16 protein-coding genes are annotated in these 16437 nt (G+C 57.5%); 7 read left to right on the top strand and 9 right to left on the bottom strand.

What is annotated here, in order from left to right:
* Positions 1-37: 37 nt before the first annotated feature.
* Together AC2FI9_RS06475 and AC2FI9_RS06480 are read right to left on the bottom strand one after the other, a co-directional pair.
* A complete protein-coding gene (locus AC2FI9_RS06475) occupies positions 38-1372 on the bottom strand; it encodes an NAD(P)-dependent oxidoreductase (protein WP_496766734.1) in 1335 nt (444 codons plus the stop codon).
* Positions 1373-1531: 159 nt separating this feature from the next.
* On the bottom strand, positions 1532-2164 hold the full coding sequence (locus AC2FI9_RS06480; RefSeq protein ID WP_496719995.1) for a cupin domain-containing protein: 633 nt from the start codon (positions 2162-2164) through the stop codon (positions 1532-1534).
* A 167-nt stretch (positions 2165-2331) separates the two neighbouring features.
* Here AC2FI9_RS06480 and AC2FI9_RS06485 point away from each other — a divergent pair, with 167 nt between their 5' ends.
* From AC2FI9_RS06485 to AC2FI9_RS06495, 3 genes are all read left to right on the top strand, one after another.
* Entirely contained in the window at positions 2332-3327 is a 996-nt protein-coding gene (locus AC2FI9_RS06485; protein WP_496766736.1) for a GT-B fold glycosyltransferase domain-containing protein, read from the top strand.
* A gap of 72 nt (positions 3328-3399) precedes the next feature.
* On the top strand, positions 3400-4692 hold the full coding sequence (locus AC2FI9_RS06490; protein ID WP_282150981.1) for an O-acetylhomoserine aminocarboxypropyltransferase/cysteine synthase family protein: 1293 nt from the start codon (positions 3400-3402) through the stop codon (positions 4690-4692).
* Positions 4693-4695: 3 nt separating this feature from the next.
* Positions 4696-5406, top strand: coding sequence for a GNAT family N-acetyltransferase (locus AC2FI9_RS06495; RefSeq protein ID WP_496766738.1), 711 nt, complete (start codon positions 4696-4698; stop codon positions 5404-5406).
* A gap of 2 nt (positions 5407-5408) precedes the next feature.
* On the opposite strand, the gene AC2FI9_RS06500 is transcribed toward AC2FI9_RS06495, so the two are convergent.
* Positions 5409-6104, bottom strand: coding sequence for an SIMPL domain-containing protein (locus tag AC2FI9_RS06500; RefSeq protein ID WP_496766740.1), 696 nt, complete (start codon positions 6102-6104; stop codon positions 5409-5411).
* Positions 6105-6268: 164 nt separating this feature from the next.
* Here AC2FI9_RS06500 and AC2FI9_RS06505 point away from each other — a divergent pair, with 164 nt between their 5' ends.
* A complete protein-coding gene (locus AC2FI9_RS06505; RefSeq protein ID WP_496766742.1) occupies positions 6269-8425 on the top strand; it encodes a hypothetical protein in 2157 nt (718 codons plus the stop codon).
* A 66-nt stretch (positions 8426-8491) separates the two neighbouring features.
* Here the strand turns inward: AC2FI9_RS06505 and hppD are convergent, their stop codons facing one another.
* Positions 8492-9589, bottom strand: a complete 1098-nt coding sequence (gene hppD / locus AC2FI9_RS06510) for a 4-hydroxyphenylpyruvate dioxygenase (RefSeq protein ID WP_496766746.1) — start codon at positions 9587-9589, stop codon at positions 8492-8494.
* Between the two features lie 146 nt (positions 9590-9735).
* Here hppD and AC2FI9_RS06515 point away from each other — a divergent pair, with 146 nt between their 5' ends.
* Both AC2FI9_RS06515 and AC2FI9_RS06520 read left to right on the top strand, forming a co-directional pair.
* On the top strand, positions 9736-10191 hold the full coding sequence (locus AC2FI9_RS06515; protein WP_239337826.1) for an Lrp/AsnC family transcriptional regulator: 456 nt from the start codon (positions 9736-9738) through the stop codon (positions 10189-10191).
* Between the two features lie 19 nt (positions 10192-10210).
* Positions 10211-12091 (top strand): monovalent cation:proton antiporter-2 (CPA2) family protein, encoded by a 1881-nt coding sequence (locus tag AC2FI9_RS06520; protein WP_496722288.1) that lies wholly within the window; start codon positions 10211-10213, stop codon positions 12089-12091.
* 28 nt (positions 12092-12119) lie between these two features.
* On the opposite strand, the gene cobT is transcribed toward AC2FI9_RS06520, so the two are convergent.
* The gene (gene cobT / locus AC2FI9_RS06525; RefSeq protein ID WP_496766749.1) at positions 12120-13133 is read right to left on the bottom strand and encodes a nicotinate-nucleotide--dimethylbenzimidazole phosphoribosyltransferase; all 1014 of its coding nucleotides are present in this window, start codon (positions 13131-13133) and stop codon (positions 12120-12122) included.
* Positions 13134-13212: 79 nt separating this feature from the next.
* Here cobT and cobS point away from each other — a divergent pair, with 79 nt between their 5' ends.
* Complete coding sequence (cobS, locus tag AC2FI9_RS06530; RefSeq protein ID WP_496766752.1) at positions 13213-13977, top strand: adenosylcobinamide-GDP ribazoletransferase; 765 nt, start codon at positions 13213-13215, stop codon at positions 13975-13977.
* Here the strand turns inward: cobS and AC2FI9_RS06535 are convergent.
* From AC2FI9_RS06535 to AC2FI9_RS06550, 4 genes are all read right to left on the bottom strand, one after another.
* The gene (locus tag AC2FI9_RS06535; protein ID WP_058277667.1) at positions 13974-14741 is read right to left on the bottom strand and encodes a potassium channel family protein; all 768 of its coding nucleotides are present in this window, start codon (positions 14739-14741) and stop codon (positions 13974-13976) included. The genes cobS and AC2FI9_RS06535 overlap by 4 nt on opposite strands.
* A gap of 116 nt (positions 14742-14857) precedes the next feature.
* Positions 14858-15376: a CarD family transcriptional regulator gene (locus AC2FI9_RS06540; protein ID WP_496766754.1), complete on the bottom strand. Its 519-nt coding sequence runs from the start codon at positions 15374-15376 to the stop codon at positions 14858-14860.
* A 285-nt stretch (positions 15377-15661) separates the two neighbouring features.
* Entirely contained in the window at positions 15662-16000 is a 339-nt protein-coding gene (gene fdxA / locus AC2FI9_RS06545) for a ferredoxin FdxA (protein WP_058273871.1), read from the bottom strand.
* A 66-nt stretch (positions 16001-16066) separates the two neighbouring features.
* Positions 16067-16432 carry an RNA-binding S4 domain-containing protein gene (locus AC2FI9_RS06550; RefSeq protein ID WP_496738733.1) on the bottom strand — a complete coding sequence of 122 codons (366 nt, stop codon included), beginning with the start codon at positions 16430-16432 and terminating at the stop codon, positions 16067-16069.
* Positions 16433-16437 lie beyond the last annotated feature (5 nt).

The following is a 16437-nucleotide window of genomic DNA, read 5'->3' on the forward strand; positions in this document are numbered from 1 at the left end:
TCAGCAGCGAAAGGAATGGGGTGAATACCCCACCCTATCACGAAACCAGAGTTGCGTGGATGTCCATCGCGGCATCACGGCCCTCGGCCACTGCGGTAACGGTCAGGTCTTCGCCTCCCGCCGCACAGTCGCCCCCAGCCCAGACACCCGCCATCGAGGTACGCCCGGCACCAGACACAGCAATCTTGTTGCCGTCGAGCTTCAGCCCTTCCGGCGCGCCGTCCAGCTTTTGGCCAATGGCCTTGAGGACCTGATCTGCAGGCAAGCGGATCATTTCCCCGGTGCCCGAAAGCTGACCGTCGTGGCTGGCAGTATACTCCAACTCGATCTCGACCGCGGCCCCGTTTCCATGGATGGCCACAGGTTGCACATTGGTCATGATCTTGACGCCGTGCGAGGCTGCGAGGTCCTGTTCGTACCGGCTGGCCCCCATTGCGTCGCGTCCACGGCGATAGGCAATGGTGACATGTTCGGCACCCAACAGTTTCGACTTCACCGCAGCGTCCACTGCAGTCATGCCGCCGCCGATGACGACCACGTTGCGACCCACGGGCAAATCAACCAGATCAGAGGCCTGACGCACGTCCGAAATGAAATCCACTGCAAAGCGAACACCATCTTTTTCCACCCCGTCGGCGCGCAAGGCATTCACCCCGGCAAGACCAATAGACAGAAACACTGCATCATAGTTCTCGGCTAGCCCTTTCAGCGAGATCCCCTCGCCCAGAACTGAACCGGTCTCAATCGAGATTCCGCCGATTTTCAGCAGCCAGTCGACTTCGGCCTGAGCAAAATCGTTGGTCGATTTATACGCTGCGATCCCGTATTCGTTCAGCCCACCCGGTTTGGGGCGGCTTTCGTGGATCACCACGTCATGCCCAAACATGGCCAAGCGGTGCGCACAGGCCAGACCCGCAGGTCCTGCCCCGATTACGGCAACTGTTTTGCCGGTTGGTGCGGCCCGTTGGAACGGATGACTCCCGCCAACCATCACACTGTCTGTTGCATAGCGCTGAAGACGACCGATTTCGACCGGTGAACCTTCGGCGGTTTCGCGCACGCAGACTTCTTCGCACAGCGTTTCAGTCGGGCAAACGCGGGCGCACATGCCGCCCAGAATGTTCTGCGCCAAAATGGTCTCACCCGCCGCTTCGGGCTGACCAGCCTGAATCTGGCGCATGAACAGCGGAATGTCGATGTCTGTCGGACAGGCTGTGACGCATGGTGCGTCGTAACAAAAATAGCACCGATCCGCTGCCACGGCGGCCTCATGGGGGGCCAGTGGCGGATGCAAATCCGTGAAATTCGAGGTCAGCTCATCGCTGGACAGCCGCCCGGAGACAATGCCGGGGGCAATCTGGCCCTGTGCCATCACTCTACTCCCTGTAGATATGTTTGTTGTGGCCTCAGCTTGCCACAAAGTAATTTTTTATCAAATGGTAAAATTTGCCAAATGGTCAAAAAATGAAAAAACCGGACCAATCGACCCGGTTTTCCTTTGTTTCTGCCTGTTTTTCTTGCAGCGAACGTATCAGACCATCTGAGCCAAATGCCCTGTTTTCGTCCAAACACGCGCTCCCGAAGCACCCGCCACGGCGGTAGATCGCGCGCCCGGAGGCAACCTCAGCCAGTCCCAGGTCGTGAAATCCTCGTCAGATTCCCTCAGCGAGCCTTCGATCACAAACAGCTCCATTCCGTGCGACGCGTCCAGATCCAACGCCTCGCCCGCCGCAAGATTGAACACGCGGACATCCTCATGCGCGTCTTTGAACAGTTGAGTATTCCCCTGACCATTGATCGAGCGGCGTACCTCTGTCCGATCATCCGGGTCAAACTGATGCAGCTTCACCAAGATCGTCGCCCCCTCTTTAGCCGAAGGTGTGTGCGACGAGGTCGGAGGGTTTCTCACATAACTGCCGACCGGGAAATCTCCGGTTTCGTCCTGAAAAACGCCGTCCAGAACCAAGTATTCTTCTCCCCCGTCATGGGTGTGGGCCGAAAATGCGCTGCCCGGAGCGAAACGGACGATTGTCGTTGCGCGGGCAACCTCCTCGCCGATGCGATCCAGCATCTTGCGTTCGACACCGGCGGCGGGTGACGCGATCCATTCATTCTGGTCGAAATGAACTGCAACACGTTTGGTGAAATCTGCGTTGATCCTCATGGGGGCACTCCTGAACGGGGACGTGTCCCTAACATGGGATTGCGCCGACATTTTTCAAATTGCACGCATCGCATCTGGTTTTGACGGGCGCGCCTGCATACTGTACGTCCGACAAGAAACCCGAGCAGCGCCGGACCACGGCACCCACAAGTACTGAAAGTCACCGGATGCAGGCCAGCGCCCCGAAATTCAACATCGTTATCATCGGGCAAAACAACCGTCTGCAATACGAAGCCCTTTTGTTTGCCGCCTCGCTGCGGCACAGCAGCCCTGATTTTTCCGGTCGACTGTTCGTGGCTGTTCCACAACCCGGTCCACGCTGGCCGCAGGACCCTACCATCCAGAACGAGGATCTGCTGAAAGCACTCCGTCAGCTGGATGCCGAGATCTTGCCGTTCGAAAACAAAGTATTTGGCGCCAGTTACCCTTATGGCAACAAGATCGAAGCTTTGCTGGCCATGCCCGAGGGTGAGCCCTTTGTGTTTTTCGACAGTGACACACTGATCACCGGCGATCTGACCAGCGTCCCCTTCGACTTTGACCGCCCCGGCGCATCGCTAAGGGTCGAAGGAACCTGGCCCAAACCAACCTTGTATGGTCCTGGACTGGATGGGATCTGGAAGGCGCTTTATCAAAGGTTCGGACTGGATTTCGACAGCTCGCTGGATACCAGCCAACCGGTGGATTACTGGCGGCGCTATCTGTACTTCAATGCCGGGTATTTCTTTCATTCCTGCCCTCACACCTTCGGAAAGCGCTTTCTGGACTATGCCTGCACGATCCGCGACGGCGAAATCCCCGAGATGGCAGGACAGAATTTTGACCCCTGGCTGGATCAGGCTGCACTGCCGCTGGTTATCCACTCGTTCGGCGGCGGTCGCGATGCCCTGCCCGCAGGTCTTCTGGACGGATCGGTCAGCTGTCATTACCGCCTGTTCCCCCTGCTCTACGCCCGTGAAAGCGATCACGCTGTCGCGGTGCTGGAAACCGTGGTTGCGCCAAACCGGGTCAAGAAGGTCCTCAAGGGATATGACCCGATCAAGAAGCTGGTTCTGCAGCGCAAAGGTCACAAGATCAGGGACATGTTCGACCGCGAGAACCTTCCCAAACGCGAGCAGGTTATTCGCAACACGATACGCAAGAATGGTCTTTGGATGCGCTGACAGGAATGTTGTCTGCGCGCGCCCAATCGCCTAGAGATTCAGCAACGCACTTTCCAACAGGAGATTTCCAAGATGTCTGACGGCCCCACCTACGGTTTTGATACGCTTCAAATTCACGCGGGCGCCCGACCCGATCCTGCAACTGGCGCGCGTCAGACACCGATTTATCAGACGACAGCCTATGTGTTCCGCGACGCGGATCACGCGGCCGCCCTGTTCAACCTGCAAGAAGTTGGTTTCATCTATTCCCGCTTGACCAACCCCACCGTGGCCGTTCTGCAGGAACGTGTCGCCACGCTGGAAGGCGGCGTCGGCGCGGTTTGCTGCTCGTCAGGTCACGCAGCACAGATAATGGCGCTGTTCCCGCTGATGGGTCCGGGCTGCAATGTGGTCGCCTCGACGCGCCTCTATGGCGGCACGGTCACGCAGTTCAGCCAGACCATCAAACGCTTTGGCTGGTCTGCCAAGTTTGTCGACACCGATGATCTGGACGCCGTGAAAGACGCAATCGACGAAAACACCCGTGCGGTGTTCTGCGAATCCATTGCCAACCCCGGCGGCTATGTCACTGACATCCGCGCGCTGGCGGATGTGTCTGACGCTGCGGGCATTCCGCTGATCGTCGACAACACCTCGGCCACGCCATACCTGTGCCGCCCGATCGAACACGGCGCGACTCTGGTCGTGCACTCGACCACCAAATACCTGACCGGCAACGGCACTGTCACCGGCGGCTGCATCGTGGATTCGGGCAAATTCGACTGGTCGGCAAATGATAAGTTCCCCTCTCTCAGTGAGCCGGAGCAGGCGTATCACGGCCTGAAGTTCCATGAGACGTTTGGCCCTCTGGCCTTCACTTTCCACGGGATTGCCATTGGCCTGCGTGATCTGGGCATGACAATGAACCCGCAGGCGGCACACTATACGCTGATGGGGATCGAGACCCTGTCTTTGCGGATGGAGCGTCACGTCGAAAACGCTCAAAAGATCGCCGCATGGCTCGAGGCAGATGACCGCGTGGAATACGTCACTTATGCTGGGCTGCCGTCTTCGCCCTACAGTGACAGGGTCAAAGCGCACTACAAGAAGGGCGCGGGTGCCTTGTTCACCTTCGCGGTCAAAGGCGGCTATGACGCCTGTATCAAGCTGGTCAACGCGCTTGAGATTTTCAGCCACGTGGCCAACCTGGGTGATGCACGGTCGCTAATCATTCACTCGGCTTCGACCACGCACCGGCAGCTGACCCCAGAACAGCAAGAGGCCGCGGGCGCTGGCCCCGGCGTTGTGCGGGTGTCCATTGGTATCGAAGACGCAGATGACCTGATCGCCGATCTTGATCAGGCGCTGGCCAAAGCGTCGGCCTAATCCATGAGCGGGCACAACACCAATGATCTGGGCCAACCCATCGGATTGCCGGTAACGGGCGATTTCCCTCGCCCGACACCACCTTACACGCCGATGGAGGGCCGATATTGTTCCGTTGTCCCGCTTGATGTGAATAGGCATGCGCCCGGGTTATTCCGGGCGTTTGCCAACGACACGGATGGCCACAACTGGACCTACCTTGCCTATGGACCGTTCGACGGCGAACGCGAGTTTGAGGATTGGACCCGTGAGACCTGCATGGATTCCGATCCGATGTTCCACACGGTACTGGATAGCAACGAAACGCCGGTGGGTATGGCTTCATTTCTGCGGATTGACCCGGCGGCGGGTGCGATCGAGGTGGGACACATCCACTTCTCACCCTTATTGCAGCGTAGCCCGCAATCGACCGAGACTATGTTCCTGATGATGCGGCGCGTGTTCGATGAGTTGGGCTATCGCCGTTACGAATGGAAGTGCGACGCGCTGAACGCGCCGTCCTGTCGCGCGGCCGAGCGTTTGGGCTTTACCTTTGAAGGTATTTTCCGACAGGCCACCCATTACAAAGGTCGCAACCGGGATACGGCGTGGTATTCCATCCTCGACAGCGAATGGCCCCGCATCCGCAGCGCCTTTGAGGATTGGCTCTCGCCGGACAACTTTGACCAGACGGGCCAACAAAGGCAACCTTTGAAGGCCCGCGCAAGCGTCTGAGGTTACTCAGAGATTTCGAATTCCATTGTGACGGTGACCGAAACGGACACCTCGCCACCTGCGACCGCTACACCACCTGCATCCGCAGCGCTGAATTCCCGCATCATGGCCACGGCGCGCGCGCCACCGACCTGTTCGCTGATCTCTTGAACTGGTCCGAGTGTCACGTTAGCCGCCTGTGCCAACTGCTCGGCCTTGGCGGTCGCTTCGGCCACAGCGTTGGCCCGCGCCTGCGCTTGCAACGGTTTCGGATCCTGCACGCCAAAGCTCAACCCGCCAAAATCATTGGCTCCATCCTGGATAACCGAGTCCATGATCGTACCAAGCTGCGACAGGTCACGCACACGTACTACGACTCGGTTCGAGGCGACAAAACCGGAAATCTCGGGTCGATCTCCGCTGGCGCTGTTCCGGTTGTTCCAAACCGGCGACAAAGACACATCGCGGGTCTGCACATCACGCGTTTCGATCCCAAGTTCCTGCAACCGGCTCAGGACCTGAGACACCGATTCCGAAGTGGCCTTCATCGCGTTTGAGGCCTGCCCGTCTTCATTGGTCACGCCCAGAGTAATAGTCGCCATATCAGGCGCGGCCTGCACGGTTCCCGCCGCGTCAACGGTGATGCGACGTTCTTCCGCATGGGTCATGCCCGCAACTGACATCGTCAGAACTGCAGCTAGAAAAGCGATTTTATTCAAGGTCTTCCCTCCAATTTTCTTTCTTCCAACATGGGGTGGCGGGGGTCTGCCGAACAAGGGGAAAGACCGGCTTTTTCTTTCCCTCGGCGGGATCCTGCTTTAATGTCGCTCTGCGGGCGAATGATCGTTTGCACAGATGCTGACAACTATGGTTTTTCCGGATTATGAAACCCGCCTTTGCGCTGTCTTTTTCTTCGACCGGAATATCCTTGCACCACCATTCGGATGGTGACTGGTACTGCATTGGCGAGGTTGCTCTGGATGCGCCCGACCTGAATACGCAGATCATCGCATTGCGGGATCAGGGCTTTGCCCTTGAAAACGACCTGAACTGCAAGCTGGTGATACCAGCGGATCAGGTACGATTTTTGTCCGTATCAACAGAGGGCCTAAGCCCCGAGGAAAGCGCTGAAAAAGTGCGGGCGGAACTGACCGAGGCAACTCCCTATGCGCTGGATGAGCTCGCCTTCGACACCGCAACCGTCGGTCCGACAACCCATATTGCCGCTGTCGCGAGGCAAACCCTGGATGAGGCCCGGACATTTGCCGCCGAGCACGGGTTTGTTCCGGTGCAGTATTCAACCCCGATCGAAGGTCAGGGATTTCCGTCCGAACCTCGGTTCGAGATCGATACCCACGGCACAGTCGTTGCGGCGGAACCGTTCGAGGTTGAGGATTCTGCCAAAACTGATGAAGAAGCTATCGCAAACACGACTGCAGATTCCGAGACCTCGACAGAGTTTCCTTCAGCCCCCGACACGGTCGGTGCAGTGGAAACGTTTGAGGTAGAGGAGATCGCAAAGGAAAATGAAGCTGCCGCCGATCGGGCAATCGCTTTTACCGAGCCCCAAACGGAGCTTCCTTCCGCGCCCAATGCGACCGCGGCGGTGGAGCCCGGTGAGGGCGAAGAACCCGCCAAAGAACATGATGGCCCTGCCATTCACGCGATCGCTGATACCGAGATCCCACCAGAGTTTCGTTCAGCGCCCCACGCGAACATTGCTGCCGAAACGAAAGCCACACACCCAATCAACCGCTACGCCGTTCCAGCTGCGGCAGCCGCTCTCGTTGCCGGTATTGCCCTGACCGTGTGGTCGTTGACCGGATCTGACGACCCCGAACCCTCAGTAGCCGAGGCGGTTTCGATTGAAGAAACTGTGCCAAACCCCACACCTGACGAGCAGATCGCCGAAACACAGGAGGTTGACGACGATCCGGAGCTTGGATTCGAGCCTGAGGCGGCCGCAACCGCGCCAGAGGAAGAGCCGCAAACCGAACCTGTTGAAGAAACCGCCGCTGATCTCAGCGCGACCGATGCTGCAATCCTCGAAGCGCTGAATGTGGCACCGACCCAAGTTGAACCGGTGGGACAAGTGGCTGAGCCCATAGAAATCCCGTCGCAGGTGGGCATCGAGATCTTTGCTCCTGATCCTTTACCCGATCCGGTCCTGGAATCGGCAGAGGACCTGTATCTGGCATCCCTGGACAGCACTGAGTTGTCGCGGGACGCGGTGGCGCTGCCCCCCGTCAGCAGCTTCGAAACTGACCTACCGTTTGAGCAAAACGCCCTGCCCGCGCAGGCCGGAGTCCAGTACGAACTGGACGAACGCGGCCTCGTCACGCCTTCAGCCGAAGGAACCCTGAACCCCGACGGAGTGGTCGTTTACCTTGGCCGGCCCGCCAAGGTTCCCCCGGCAGTTCCGGTTCGGTTCGAACAAGAGCCGATTGAGGAAGATCCTACAGCCCGCTTAGCGCAGAAAAGGCCAAATCCACGTCCCGCCAATTTGCTGGAAAGCTTTGAACGGCAACAACTTGGCGGACGCACACGCGAAGAACTGGCGGTTCTGCGTCCGAAACTGCGCCCCAAGTCCCTGCAAAGCAGCCCTCAAATCGACGAAACGCCGACGGCTTTGGCTGTTGTCCGCGTTCCGCGCCCCAAAACACGACCAGCCGGACTTGCCCGCCCGGCCAGTACAAACACAAGCACCGCCAATCTTGGATCGACTGCAGCGGTCGATCAAAGCTCGGACGAAGCTGGTTCTTTCCAACCAAAGGCCGTGGCACCGAAAATCCCGTCGACCGCCTCGGTGGCGCGGCAGGCGACCATCGACAATGCGCTCAATCTGCGCAAGCTGAACTTGATTGGGGTTTACGGGACCCCGGCCAACCGGCGCGCGCTGGTCCGGTTGCCCAGTGGTCGGTACAAAAAACTGAAAGTCGGAGACAGGCTGGACGGCGGCAATGTTATCGCCATTGGCGACAGCGAATTGCGATACCAAAAGCGCGGAAGAAACCTGACGTTGAAAATGCCGCGAAGCTGACGGTTCAAAAAGCAAAGGCGGTCGAGGGATATCCCCGACCGCCCTTTGGTGAATTACTTTACGCCGTTAAGCAGCTGAAATTTCACCGCTTTCGATCTGCTCGCGTTCGATGGATTCGAACAGGGCCTTAAAGTTCCCTTCACCAAACCCATCATCGCCTTTGCGCTGAATGAACTCGAAAAAGATCGGACCGATCACGGTTTTTGAGAAGATTTGCAGCAAGATCCGGGTCTCGCCACCGTCCAGCACGCCCTCGCCATCGATCAGGATGCCGTGCTTGATCATCCGGTCCAGAGGTTCATCATGATCCACGACACGTTCCTTAGACATGTCGTAATAGGCCTGGTTCGGACCCGGCATAAACTTCAGGCCCTTTTCCGCAATCGCATCGGTCGAGGCGTAAATATCTTCACTACCCACCGCGATATGCTGAATACCTTCACCCTTGTACTTCTTGAGGTATGATACGATCTGCCCGGTTTCGCCCCGGTCTTCGTTGATCGGAATACGAATACGACCACAAGGCGATGTCAGCGCGCGGCTAAACAGGCCAGTGAATTTACCCTGAATGTCAAAAAAGCGGATTTCGCGGAAGTTAAACAGGCTCTCGTAGAATTTGAACCACTTATCCATGTTGCCCTTGTAGACGTTGTGCGTCAGGTGATCGAGGTAATAGAACCCATCGCCGCGCGGTTTGGACTGTTTGTTCCAGGTGAATTCCTGATTGTAAGGCGATGTTTCATAATACTGATCGATGAAATAGATCAGCGAACCGCCAATACCCTTGATCGCTGGGGCCTCCATGGTCTTGTCCGCCGCGTCATAAGGTTCAGCGCCTTTTGACACCGCGTGTTCATAGGCTTTCTGCGCGTCCACGACACGCCATCCCATCGCAGGGGCACAGGGGCCGTGTTCTGCCACGAACTTAGCGGCAAAGCTCTCCGGGTCGGCATTCAGGATGTAGGTCACGTCCCCCTGCTGCCACAGCTCAACCAGTGGCTTGTCCGTGTGGTGTCCGACCAACTCGAACCCCATTTTGGCGAAAAGGTCGCGCAGTTCTTGCGGCTCAGGGTGGGCGAATTCGACAAATTCAAACCCATCGGTTCCGGCTGGATTTTCAGGGCTGATGACAGATTTCGGGGCGTTGTGCGGGAAAGGACCCATGGCGCGTCTCCGTAAAAACAGGAATTTCTTTGCTGATTCCAAAATACGCCTTACCAAGCGCTGTTTCTGCGCATAGTTTTCGTGTAAACTATGATCATATGCGTAAATCACGCATGAACTTGGGAAATTTTGGAGAAATTCCGCATATGCTGGATTCCACCGATACGCGTCTGCTGTCTGCCTTGCAAAAGGACGCACATCTGACCGCGCATCAATTGGGTGAAATGCTGAACCTGTCACCAAGCCAGGCCGGGCGACGCCGTCAGCGGCTTGAGGCCGAAGGCTATATCACCGGATATGCGGCACGGCTGGATCCCCTAAAACTTGGTCTGCAGGTCCAAGGGTTCATTCAGGTGCATTTGGGCACTCATGGCCCGGAACAATCCGAGAGCTTTGCTCGCATGGTCAACACCCGCCCAGAAATCACCAGCGCCTGGACGATGACGGGAGAGGCAGATTACCTGCTGCACGTCTATTGCGACGATCTTTCCGCGCTCAACCGCTTGCTTCACCAGGTGATACTGCCGCATCCTGCAGTGGCACGGGTGCACAGCCAGATCGTGATGGACCAACTTAAACGCGACGCGCCATTGCCCACCTGACCGGGCCGAGAGGACAAACATGGACGATTTCCTTTACCAGGCTTCGATCTATCTGGCTGCCGCCGTGATTGCAGTGCCCTTGTCGGCACGTCTGGGGTTGGGTTCTGTTCTGGGTTATCTGGCCGCTGGCATCGTCATCGGCCCTGTCTTCGGTCTTGTGGGGGCCGAGACCGAAAGCCTGCAGCATGTAGCGGAATTCGGTGTGGTCATGATGCTGTTCCTGATCGGGCTAGAGCTTGAGCCGCGCGCTTTGTGGGACATGCGAGACCGGCTTCTGGGTTTAGGCGGCCTGCAGGTGTTGCTTTCCACCGCAGTCATCGCTGCAGTGGCCATGTATGCAAATCACCCCTGGTCGGTCGCCCTGGCCGTCGGGTTGACCTTATCACTGTCCTCAACCGCTATTGTGCTGCAGACCCTCTCGGAAAAGGGGCTGATGCAGACCAATGGCGGGCGAGCGACGTTTTCGGTCCTGTTGACACAGGACATAGCCGTCATTCCCATTCTGGCAATGCTGCCGCTTTTGGCGCTGCCTGCCATGCCTCATATCGAAAGCGACGGATCTATCGATCGCGGCGCGGACGCACTCCATGACGCGGGCCATCACAGCTTGTCACTGGTCGAAGGTTTGCCTGGCTGGGCTGTTACGCTGGTCACCATCGGCGCGGTTGCCTTTGTCATTTTGGCCGGTATCTACCTGACGCGCCCACTGTTCCGCTTCATCCACGCAACCCGGTTGCGCGAAATGTATACGGCGCTAGCGTTGATGATCGTCGTGGGCATTTCCTTCCTGATGACACTAGTCGGGCTCTCCCCTGCTCTGGGCGCGTTTCTGGCGGGTGTTGTACTGGCCAGCTCGGAATTCCGGCACGAAATGGAAAGCGACCTTGAGCCGTTCAAAGGCCTGTTCCTGGGCCTGTTCTTCATCACGGTTGGTGCCGGGATTGATGTCGGCTACTTTTTCAACGACCCGCTTGATCTGATTGGTCTGGCACTGCTGGTCATACTGGCAAAGGGCATCATCCTGTTTCTGGTTGGCCGCGCGTTCCGGTTGCGTGGTCGGGATCACTGGTTGTTCACATTGGGTCTGGCGCAGGCAGGCGAATTCGGCTTTGTGCTGTTGGCTTTCTCAACGCAGCAAAACGTCATCCCACCGGATTTGTCGCAAAAACTGCTGATGATCATCGCCTTGACAATGCTGATCACCCCGCTGTTGTTCATCATCTATGATCTGATGTCGCGCCGTATGGGCGATGGCGCCGCGGAAGTCGAACCCGATGAAATCGACGAGAAAGGCCCTGTCATCATCGCCGGGATTGGTCGTTTTGGTCAGATCGTTAACCGGCTTGTTCGCGCCAGCGGCTTCAAAACCGTCGTTCTGGACCACGATATCGAGACAATCCAGTTGATGCGCCGGTTCGGCGTCAAAGGGTTTTTGGGTGACCCCACGCGGCCAGAACTGTTGCGTGCCGCCGGGCTTGAAAAAGCTTCTGTTCTGGTCGCTGCGATGGATGACCCCAAGCAGGTCACGCGGTTGGTTGGCTTCGCCCGGCGTCAACGCCCGGATCTGCATATTGTGGCCCGCGCACGTGATCGTACCCATGTCTACCAGTTGTATCAGGCCGGAGCGAATGACATTGTCCGCGAGATGTTCGACGGGTCACTGCGAGCCGGCCGCTATGTTTTAGAAAACGTAGGTCTGAGCGAATATGAGGCGGCGCAGGCCGAGCAGACATTCTATCACCACGACCGCGCCTCTGTGCGTGATCTGGCAGAGCTGTGGATTCCCGGAATGCCAACCGCTGACAACAAGAAGTACATCGAGCGGGCGCGGCAGCTTGAGAAAGACCTGGAAACCGAGCTGTTGGAACTGGCCGAGAAACACGCAAAGAAATCAGCCTGACGCGGTCTTGCCGGATCAGGCTGCTCGATCAACCGTCCGAAACACCTGCTTCGGCAAATGTCGCCATTCCGGAATGGCACGCGACGGCACTTTTGAGAATGTTGATGGCCAGCGCTCCGCCAGAAGCTTCGCCCAGGCGCAACCCAAGGCTCAACAGCGGCTCTTTACCCAATTTGGCCAATACGGCTGTGTGGGCACCTTCGGCGCTTTGGTGGCCTGCGACCGTGTGATCTAAGGCACCTTCGGCCACGCCTGCCAGACAGGCTGCAGCCGCCGAACAAATAAAGCCGTCAAGAATGACCGGAATGCGCAACGCCCGCGCAGCGGCGATGGCCCCGGCCATAGCCGCGATTTCACGCCCGCCCAGACGGCGCAAAATTTCCAGTCCGTCGCCGGAACCGGCGTGCAGGGCCACGCCTTCAGCCACGACGCGTGTTTTGTTAGCCAAACCGGCATCGTCTACCCCAGTGCCACGCCCGGTCCAGTCTGCGGCGTCGCCACCGAACAAAGCGCATGCGATGGCAGCCGCCGGTGTCGTGTTGCCGATACCCATCTCTCCAACCACAAGCAAATCGGCATTGTGGTCCACGGCGGTCCAGCCCACGCGCAGGGCCTCAAGCAATTCTTCTTCGGACATCGCGGGGCCCGCGGTGAAATCCGCCGTGGGCCGATCCAGATCCAGCGCGTGCACATTCATGGTCGCACCCGCTGCTTTGGCCAGCTGATTGATCGCCGCACCGCCATGTTCAAAGTTCATGACCATCTGCACGGTCACTTCCGGCGGAAAGGCGGATACACCTTGCGCTGTGACGCCATGATTGCCCGCAAATACGATTACCTGAGGGGCAGAGATCTGCGGCCGGGCATCCCCACGCCAGCCCGCATACCAAATTGCCAAATCCTCAAGCCGGCCCAATGCGCCGGGGGGTTTAGTCAGTTGTCCGTTGCGCTCGGCAGCACCTTGCAGCGCATTTCCATCCGGTCCCGGAGCGTTACTCAGGGCCTCGCGAAGGGTATTCAGGTCTTTTAATTCCGGCAGCATCCAAAGCCTCGTTGCATCAGAGTGGTCCTGTGTGTTTAACCGAAGCGTCCGATCCAACAAGACCCCGAAAGGCGCGGGAGTGAACAAAAACGACACCAAACTGTTTTCCGCGTGGGATTTTCCGCTGTCGCTGGTCCTGTTGACGCGTCTGCCGATGCCACGCCTACCGGAATATCTGTTTGCGCGGCAGGCCAATGCGGCCTGGGCCTTTCCCCTGGTGGGGCTGGTCGTTGGGGCGTTGGCCTGTACCGTCGGTTGGGCGGCCGGTGCATTCGGCCTGCCCGCGTTCGCCAGCGCCGTGATACTTGTGGCGGTGCTGGTGATCGCAACTGGCGCGATGCATGAAGACGGGCTTGCGGACACGGTTGACGGGTTTTGGGGCGGGTTCACCACCGAACGCCGCCTGGAAATCATGAAGGACAGCCATATCGGTGCTTACGGCGTTCTAACCCTGATCTTTACCCAACTGCTGCGCGTCGCGCTGATCGCCGCGCTTCTGTCGGCCAACGCATATGCGGGTATTCTGGCGGCCTGCATCATCTCACGCGCAGTCATGCCCATCCTCATGGCAGCTTTACCCAATGCCAGAAAAAGCGGGTTGAGCCATTCCGTCGGCGGCACAAAGACCGAGACAGCGGCGATCGGCTATGGCCTTGCGGTCATCTTATCTCTGCTGCTGATTGGACCAAGCGCGCTGATGGCAACGGTATTTTCCGCGCTGATCGTTGTAATCTTGGCACTCGTCGCCAAGACCAAAATCAAAGGGCAAACGGGCGATGTTCTGGGTGCCTCGCAACAACTGGCAGAACTCGCGTTCCTTATGGCATTGGTTGCAACGCTCTAAGTCGTCCCGCCTGTTTCGATCCTCAGGGTTTCGCCGCAGTGTTTGCAGTGAACTGCGTCAGGGTCATGACGGTAGAGGCCACAGTTGGAGCATTTGTGACGCACTTTCTGCGGCATGAAAATTGCCTGTGCCAACCGGACAAACAACGCCACGCCGACGATCATGATGAAGACCGAAAACAGTTTGCCCCCCGGGGTCGCCAGCGTAATGTCTCCGAACCCGGTGGTCGTCAGGGTTGCCATGGTGAAGTAAAGCGCATCGATATAGGCGTGCGGGCTGTTTTCTGGGATGAAGAACACCAAAACAGCGGTGGACGTGGCGAACACAAACACCAACAGGTTGATCGCCGCGATCACTGCGTCCTCATGCGTCCGGAAAAAATCGCTGTCCCGTCGCAGATCCCTTAGCAGGTGATAGGAATGGATCAGACGTAGCGCTCGTAAGATACGCAGGAACGCCAGATTCCACGGTAGAAACAGATCAAGAAACAGCGAAACGATCACTACAATGTCGGCCATCGTGTAGACTTGGCGCAGCAGCTTCCAGCGATCTTTCGAAATCCACATCCGCGCCGAAAAATCCAGCACGATGAAGAACCCAATGATCAGGCTGGCAACGGTGAATCCCGTGCCGTGTTCGCCATTTGCTGTGGCGACAAAGAAAACGATGGTGATCGCATCAAACAGGATCAAGCCATAGCGAAACCAGACGGAAATGGGGTCGTGGCCGATATATAGATATTTAACTGTCTGTTTTAGGTTCACTGTCTACGCGCCTCTTCTTGCTGGAAAATTAGCCGTAAACTGAGCTTTCACCAAGCCATCAACACGAAAAAGCCGCCCCCTTTCGGGAGCGGCCAGAAAATTGACTGGAGAAGCGATCAGGCAGCCGCGGCCGCGCGCGAGGTCAGAACCTCATCAATCTGCTTAGCCGCCGATACTTCCACTGCGCCGGACACAGCCGCGACTTCGCGGGTCAGGCGTTCCAGCGCGGCTTCGTACAGCTGACGTTCAGAATAGCTCTGCTCGCGCTGGTCATCAGTGCGGTGCAGATCGCGCACAACCTCGGCGATCGAGATCAGATCACCGGAATTGATCTTTTGTTCATATTCTTGCGCCCGGCGCGACCACATCGCACGTTTCACCTTGGCCTTACCCTTCAGGGTTCTCATCGCCTGGCTGATAACGTCAGGTGAGCTGAGGGACCGCAAGCCGGATTCGGTAACCTTGTTGGTCGGCACCCGCAGGGTCATCTTGTCTTTTTCAAAAGAAATGACGAACAGCTCGAGCGAGTATCCCGCGACTTCCTGCTCTTCGATCGAGATGATCTGGCCCACACCATGGGCGGGGTAGACAACATAATCGTTCGGGCGGAACTCAAGCTTTTTCGACTTAGACATACAGGTTCATCCTTGGTTACAAGAGAGAGGCAGAGACAACAAAAGACCCCAAACCGTGCCAACATCTGGTCCGGTCAGGCGGTAAGTTTGTCAAAAAATCAGAACTCCAAAGCGTACATACTTACGGAGTCATCCCCATCTCATTCATCATTCAGTTTCTGAGTATATCACAAAATTGCGACACCCGAAAGTCCGCCCCCCACAATGGTGAAGAAACCCCAGACTTTTCAAAGCGATACAGCAGAAGACCGCTATTCAAACCACCCGGTTCAGTTACCGAATCGCTTAACCGCCTTCACCGGGTGCTTCGGAGAAATACTTCTCCATTTTGCCCTCTTCGCCGTCACGCTCTTCCGCTTCAGGCAAGGGGTCTTTCTTGGTCACGATAACCGGCCACTGTTCCGAGAATTTTCGGTTGAACTCGACCCACTGCTCCATTCCAGGCTCAGTGTCGGGACGAATGGCGTCCGCAGGGCATTCGGGTTCACACACACCACAGTCGATGCATTCGTCCGGGTGAATGACCAATGTGTTCTCACCTTCGTAAAAACAATCCACCGGACACACTTCGACGCAGTCGGTGTATTTGCAGCCAATGCAGTTTTCGGTGACGACATAGGTCATTGTGGGATTCCCATTCTCGGTTTGGGCGTCTAGCTAATTCAGTCTGGCCTTCTCTTCAAGGTAGGATCAACCATCCCGGGGGCGAGAAAGATCAAGCGCGCGCCTATCTTTCTTTGTTGGACGACCCTTTCCCTCAAATCCCGGATTCTTAGGAGGCACGTCCTTCTTTTCCGTCATATCGAAGTATAACGTTTGTGCCTCGGACGCCGGGCCACGCCTTTCCCCCAGTGCTTCGACGCGTACTACGCGCACGATACGGCCTTGGGGGAAGGTCAGAACGTCACCGGGCCCAATGGCCTGTGCCGGCTTCAGAACCCGGTTTCCGTTCAATCGGACATGACCGCCGCTGACCTGTTTGGCGGCCAGGCTGCGGGTCTTGAAGAACCGCGCCTGCCACAACCATTTGTCGATCCGCAGCTTGGCCTCGGCCATCGCGG

The organism is Ruegeria sp. CDSA246 (assembly GCF_059611225.1).

Excerpts from the sequence above, each read along its gene's own strand:
- AC2FI9_RS06480 (WP_496719995.1), bottom strand. The coding sequence starts at position 2,164 with ATGAGGATCAACGCAGATTTCACCAAACGTGTTGCAGTTCATTTCGAC.
- cobT (WP_496766749.1), bottom strand. The coding sequence starts at position 13,133 with ATGCTGCCGGAATTAAAAGACCTGAATACCCTTCGCGAGGCCCTGAGT.
- fdxA (WP_058273871.1), bottom strand. The coding sequence starts at position 16,000 with ATGACCTATGTCGTCACCGAAAACTGCATTGGCTGCAAATACACCGAC.
- AC2FI9_RS06540 (WP_496766754.1), bottom strand. The coding sequence starts at position 15,376 with ATGTCTAAGTCGAAAAAGCTTGAGTTCCGCCCGAACGATTATGTTGTC.
- AC2FI9_RS06490 (WP_282150981.1), top strand. The coding sequence starts at position 3,400 with ATGTCTGACGGCCCCACCTACGGTTTTGATACGCTTCAAATTCACGCG.
- AC2FI9_RS06485 (WP_496766736.1), top strand. The coding sequence starts at position 2,332 with ATGCAGGCCAGCGCCCCGAAATTCAACATCGTTATCATCGGGCAAAAC.
- AC2FI9_RS06520 (WP_496722288.1), top strand. The coding sequence starts at position 10,211 with ATGGACGATTTCCTTTACCAGGCTTCGATCTATCTGGCTGCCGCCGTG.
- hppD (WP_496766746.1), bottom strand. The coding sequence starts at position 9,589 with ATGGGTCCTTTCCCGCACAACGCCCCGAAATCTGTCATCAGCCCTGAA.
- AC2FI9_RS06550 (WP_496738733.1), bottom strand. The coding sequence starts at position 16,432 with ATGGCCGAGGCCAAGCTGCGGATCGACAAATGGTTGTGGCAGGCGCGG.
- AC2FI9_RS06475 (WP_496766734.1), bottom strand. The coding sequence starts at position 1,372 with ATGGCACAGGGCCAGATTGCCCCCGGCATTGTCTCCGGGCGGCTGTCC.
- AC2FI9_RS06505 (WP_496766742.1), top strand. The coding sequence starts at position 6,269 with ATGAAACCCGCCTTTGCGCTGTCTTTTTCTTCGACCGGAATATCCTTG.
- AC2FI9_RS06515 (WP_239337826.1), top strand. The coding sequence starts at position 9,736 with ATGCTGGATTCCACCGATACGCGTCTGCTGTCTGCCTTGCAAAAGGAC.
- AC2FI9_RS06495 (WP_496766738.1), top strand. The coding sequence starts at position 4,696 with ATGAGCGGGCACAACACCAATGATCTGGGCCAACCCATCGGATTGCCG.